The following is a 4,436-nucleotide window of genomic DNA, read 5'->3' on the forward strand; positions in this document are numbered from 1 at the left end:
TGGGAACAGGGAACGGGCTGATAGCTGATGGCTGTTCGCGTAGCGTGCGCGTAGCGCTTAAGCTGATGGCTGATAGCTGATGGCTGTTCGCGTAGCGTGCGCGTAGCGCTTAAGCTGATAGCTGATAGCTGTTCGCGTAGCGTGCGCGTAGCGCTTAAGCTGATGGCTGATGGCTGATGGCTGATGGCTAATAACTGATAACTAATAGCTAATAGCTGATAGCTTACGCTCTAGTGCAGAAGTGCTGCAGAAAAAATATTTCGATGGACTTGTCGAGTCTTGATTAAGTCGGCTTTGATCAGAATATCCGCACTCACATTCTGCATAAATTGCTAATGATCAATTTTCAGCTGCCATGGTCTGATCACGGCCATACCTCTGAATCTTCTGTGAAGAAAAAACACTGTAATGGTTCAATAGGTCAATTTAAAAAAATCAGACAGGGTGCTTTAGGTAGTCTCTTTGTAACTTTGTTTTGGGCAATGACTGCACCAGTTTTTGCCGCTGAGTATCTCACTCTACGCTTGGGGCCATTTGAGCAATCTGTCGCTATCAAGGAATTAGAAAAGTTTGCTGAGACAGGGGAGTTATCACGAGCACTGCAACCCTATCGAGATATCCTCACGCCAGAGATCCGGAAGATTTTGACCAATAGCCTCAAACTCAACCCTAAGACCACAGAAACGTTTATCAATGACCTTCTTCTTTCCAGCGATGGGGCACGGTTGTTGGACAGACTAGGGTTAGCACTCCCCGATAGTAGTTTAGAGCAATTAAAAGCTGCGCTGTTGTTAGGAGCAAGGCAAGTTAATGGGTTAAGTGTGCTGAGTTTCTTACGGGCTTACCCAGGAGAAAAGATCACGTTGGATGCTTCGTCTGCGGTTGGCATTGCCCTACAGCTTAATGCCTCCTATTGGAAGAGTTTAGCAGTTGGTCCGATCTTAGAGCAAGATTTGGCTGTTGCAGACGCTGCCACCTTCCGCCCTAAATTTGACCCTGCTACTCTCGGTCCCCAATTGGTTAAACAGCGTAAACTAAGACTAAGAGACCGACAACGGCAACGTACTATTATTGTAGATCTATACTGGGCTGAGGAAACTACTGGACCTTTGGTCGTTCTCTCCCACGGATTTGCTGCAGACCGCAAATTTCTGAGATATTTAGCACGCCATCTAGCGTCTCATGGCCTTACTGTTGCTTCCCTAGAGCATCCTGGCAGCAACTTTACCAGGATTAACAGTTTGTCAGCACCAGGTAAACTTGGGGATTTGTTACCTCCGGGGGAGTTTGTTGACCGCCCCAAAGATGTGAGCTTTCTACTGGATGAGTTGGCTGACATCAATGAGAGATATTCTACCATGCTTGGGAAACTGAATACTCAACAAGTTACCATTATTGGTCATTCCTTGGGGGGCTACACGGCTTTAGCGTTGGCTGGGGGAAAACTCGATTTAGAGGAATTGCGACGGTTTTGTAAAAATCGCTCTCCTGTGGGCAGATCCCCAGCAGATTGGTTCCAATGTGCAGCTGCTGATTTACCAGAAGACGAGGTTAATCTTACTGATCAGCGAGTGGTGCAAGCGATCGCATTGAATAGCGTAACCGGGCGTTTGTTTGGTACTAAGGGTTTGCGTCATGTTACTGTACCAACCTTAATGTTAACGGGTACAGAGGATGCCATTACACCAGCGCTTGACCATCAGTTACGGTCTTTTAATCAGTTGGGGGGGTCTAAGTATTTGATCAGCGCCATTGGTGGCACTCACCTCAGTGTGACTGACCCGAAGAATCTTAACGATGCGATCGCTAGAAGTACGTTAGTCAAAGAGGTGGTTGGGGAGGATGCCCATAGCCTACGGCAACTGGTGAAAGGTGTAAGTTTAGCCTTTATTAAGCAGCTAACTCCAGAAGCTCAAGGCTATGAACCATTTTTAACCCCAGCCTACGCTCAATCTCTTTCGAGTCCAAAAATTTCCTTGCGTCTGAGTACAAAATTACCCCCAAGCATGGCGACTTGGTTTCAAGTTCTATCAGTGGGAAATCAGCAGGTTGCTATCAACTTTAAGGACGTCGATTATGGGTCAATTAGCTCAAATAAATTCTCTTTTTATCCTAACACTAAATTGATGACCCCGAATAGTTTTTGCATTGAACAGCTGAATCAATTGTTCACTAAACTTGTGAACAAGTACCGGGAAAAAGCAAGTCGAATCAGTTAATTTATATAGTTTTAGGGAGTCGGGAGTGTGGGAGGTTTGGGGAGATGGGGAGATAGGGAGATGGGGAGATGGGGAGATGGGGAGATGGGGAGATGGGGAGTCAGATCAGTACCGATTACCGATTTCCTACTCCCGATTCCCGATTCCCGATTCCCGATTCCCGATTCCCGATTCCCTTCCGATTCCCGATTCCCTTAATTAATTGATAGTTGACGATTTTAAAGTTTTGTGACTTATGGCCAATATGGCAAGACGTTTCTATTAGCTATGGGGGAAGTTAATATAAACAATCAATAGAAATAAATTGGATATATCGCTCCCCATGGAAATCTCTGATTTAGGTTTCGTCGAGAGGTTAGAAAGTGACAGTTCTCTCTCTGACAGTAGTGATCAGAAAATGGCTGATGTTGTCGGTGGTAAAAGTCACAGGATTCGTTGGCCTCATAATGATCAACCGCAGCAGGAGCCTACGAGAATTGTGAGCATACCCATAGAATTACCGTATTGCCCTCTTTACCTATTTCCTGATGGCACAATTGGGCATAAGTGTTTTGATACTGATGATAGTCATTAGTTACTAAACCCAGCCAACCACATTTTTGATTTGATAGACCGCCAGCTCCCGGTCTATATGTTTCTTGGCTTTGAGAATCGGAGTGTTAGGACTTTTGTACCAGCGCTGGGAGCGGAAACAAAAACCATTGGCTGTTATTACCTCCCAACTATAGCGAGTCCGATCAATCAATAACCAGATTTCATAGGAGTGATAGGTCTGTCGGGGAAATTTAAGAATACCAATTTCTAGCAGAATGCTCATGCGCATGCGCGATCGCTCTATACGTTTGAGTAATTCCAGAAAACACAACGCTGCCCGTTTAGCTGCCTCATGAGTGGGGTAACGGTAGCGATCGCGGGGTTCAAATTTGAAGTCTCGACTACTAAGGCGGAAATTAAACTTGCCTGAAGCATCTTCGACATATATCACACTCCAAGGAGTTTTCGGGTACTTTACACAAAAACCTGGAGCTATTACTTTAAGCGCAGTTGCCATCCTTATCCCTTTCGGTAAACCCTTGCTGAGAGGATCTTAACCAAATTTGCCTCAATCACCAACGCAGGGTTGTGGTCAATAAGGCTGACCGAAGGTCATTACCCATTACCCATTACCCATCATTCTCAATCATTCCACAATTGAGCCACGCCCTTTTATCTCATGTCAGGATAATTACCCTGAATAAAAATCTCCCTATCTCCCCATCTCCCCACCTCCCCATCTCCCCATCTCCCCACACCTCCCACCCTTTCCTTAATTATGGGTATTCCACCAGACTTGATATTAGGCATGTGAGAGATCAATATCATCCTGGCCGTAGGCTTGCCAAGCCAAGTCTACTAAGCCATCAACAATAGCAGCAGCTACTACCGCAGAACCCTTACGACCATCAATCCGAATGTGGGGAATTAAAGAGTCCGTCAACCGAGATTTAGCCACATCCACCTCCACAAATCCCGCAGGTACCCCAATCACCAAGGCTGGTCGAATTTCCTCTGCCTCAATCAACTCCACCAATACTGTTAAAGCTGTCTGAGCTTGACCAATAACAAAAATTCCTTCTGGATAGCGTCTAGCCAAGGTTTGCATCCCCCAGGCTGCCTTAGTCTTTTGTTTTTGGGGACGAGTGAGGGTTTCCATGCTGCAATACACTGGATTAGCAAAGGTATCTTGAATGTGGGGAGTGATCCCTACTTGTACCATTGGCACATCCACTACAATTGTGCTGCGAGCAGCTAGAGCTGCTGCTCCTGCTTGTAATGCCCGCTCAGAAAAATGAATCAGAGACTTATACTCAAAGTCGGCTGTGGCATAAATCACCCGCCGCACAATCTCGTATTCTGCTGGTGAAAAGACATGCTCGCCGATTTCACGGTCAATAATTGCCAGACTTTGAGCATCAGTTATATGCCATTCCATGAGGACTCTTCAGACAAACCGGTTGTGATTATTTTGACATTATTCTGGTTGTTCTAGTGGTTCTCATGTTAATAAAGTACACATGAGTAGGGAATCGGCAAGAGGCAAGAGGCAAGAGGCAAAAGGCAAGAGGCAAAAGTGATCTGATTCCCCATCTCCCCATCTCCCCATCTCCCGTTTCTCCCCATCTCCCGTTTCTCCCCATCTCCCCACACCTCCCACACTCCCCACACCTCCCACACTCC

Annotated in this window: 6 protein-coding genes and 1 pseudogene; 3 read left to right on the forward strand and 4 right to left on the reverse strand. The window is 46.1% G+C overall.

The features are described 5' to 3' along the window. Nucleotides 1–335: 335 nt before the first annotated feature. From F6K52_RS32850 to F6K52_RS32860, 3 genes are all read left to right on the forward strand, one after another. A complete protein-coding gene (locus tag F6K52_RS32850; protein ID WP_293088765.1) occupies nucleotides 336–2,219 on the forward strand; it encodes an alpha/beta hydrolase in 1,884 nt (627 codons plus the stop codon). 60 nt (nucleotides 2,220–2,279) lie between these two features. Further along, nucleotides 2,280–2,417 carry a hypothetical protein gene (locus tag F6K52_RS32855; protein WP_293088767.1) on the forward strand — a complete coding sequence of 46 codons (138 nt, stop codon included), beginning with the start codon at nucleotides 2,280–2,282 and terminating at the stop codon, nucleotides 2,415–2,417. 124 nt (nucleotides 2,418–2,541) lie between these two features. Next, nucleotides 2,542–2,793, forward strand: coding sequence for a hypothetical protein (locus F6K52_RS32860; protein WP_293088769.1), 252 nt, complete (start codon nucleotides 2,542–2,544; stop codon nucleotides 2,791–2,793). 3 nt (nucleotides 2,794–2,796) lie between these two features. Here F6K52_RS32860 and F6K52_RS32865 read toward each other — a convergent pair whose 3' ends face one another. From F6K52_RS32865 to F6K52_RS32880, 4 genes and pseudogenes are all read right to left on the reverse strand, one after another. After that, complete coding sequence (locus tag F6K52_RS32865) at nucleotides 2,797–3,270, reverse strand: hypothetical protein (RefSeq protein ID WP_293088771.1); 474 nt, start codon at nucleotides 3,268–3,270, stop codon at nucleotides 2,797–2,799. A gap of 155 nt (nucleotides 3,271–3,425) precedes the next feature. After that, a complete protein-coding gene (locus F6K52_RS32870; RefSeq protein ID WP_293088774.1) occupies nucleotides 3,426–3,563 on the reverse strand; it encodes a hypothetical protein in 138 nt (45 codons plus the stop codon). After that, nucleotides 3,556–4,191, reverse strand: a complete 636-nt coding sequence (locus F6K52_RS32875) for a precorrin-8X methylmutase (protein WP_075896511.1) — start codon at nucleotides 4,189–4,191, stop codon at nucleotides 3,556–3,558. Before F6K52_RS32875 ends, F6K52_RS32870 begins: the two co-directional genes overlap by 8 nt. A 63-nt stretch (nucleotides 4,192–4,254) precedes the next feature. Then, a pseudogene (locus tag F6K52_RS32880) lies at nucleotides 4,255–4,436 on the reverse strand (hypothetical protein); the annotation flags it as partial.

The sequence above is a fragment of the Moorena sp. SIO3H5 genome (genome assembly GCF_010692395.1).
GTDB lineage: Bacteria > Cyanobacteriota > Cyanobacteriia > Cyanobacteriales > Coleofasciculaceae > Moorena.

Coding starts and splice junctions, on each gene's coding strand:
- F6K52_RS32860 (WP_293088769.1), top strand. CDS start 2,542: ATGGAAATCTCTGATTTAGGTTTCGTCGAGAGGTTAGAAAGTGACAGT.
- F6K52_RS32855 (WP_293088767.1), top strand. CDS start 2,280: ATGGGGAGATGGGGAGATGGGGAGATGGGGAGATGGGGAGTCAGATCA.
- F6K52_RS32850 (WP_293088765.1), top strand. CDS start 336: ATGATCAATTTTCAGCTGCCATGGTCTGATCACGGCCATACCTCTGAA.
- F6K52_RS32870 (WP_293088774.1), bottom strand. CDS start 3,563: ATGCCTAATATCAAGTCTGGTGGAATACCCATAATTAAGGAAAGGGTG.
- F6K52_RS32875 (WP_075896511.1), bottom strand. CDS start 4,191: ATGGAATGGCATATAACTGATGCTCAAAGTCTGGCAATTATTGACCGT.
- F6K52_RS32865 (WP_293088771.1), bottom strand. CDS start 3,270: ATGGCAACTGCGCTTAAAGTAATAGCTCCAGGTTTTTGTGTAAAGTAC.